General features: G+C 55.7%; 1 rRNA gene. It reads right to left on the reverse strand.

The annotated features are described in order from the left end of the window. Positions 1 to 98 precede the first annotated feature (98 nt). Positions 99 to 201, reverse strand: a 23S ribosomal RNA gene (locus ACIPVK_RS21910); the annotation flags it as partial.

Genomic DNA, 201 nt, shown 5'->3' on the forward strand with positions numbered 1-201 from the left:
TGTTGTATCCGCGAAAAACAAGTTGGGTTGTTGTTTCGGGACCGTATAGTGGACGCAGCGTTTCTTGCCAACCACCCCTGCGGGGTGGTGTGGTGTTTGTGGTTTAAGTTGTCGGCCTATTAGTACGGGTCGGCTTCACGAGTCTTTGGTCCTCGCTTCCACGTCCCGCCTATCAACCCAGTGGTCTGCTGGGGGCCTCTC

The organism is Paeniglutamicibacter sp. MACA_103 (genome assembly GCF_045798555.1).
Taxonomy (GTDB): Bacteria; Actinomycetota; Actinomycetes; order Actinomycetales; family Micrococcaceae; genus Paeniglutamicibacter.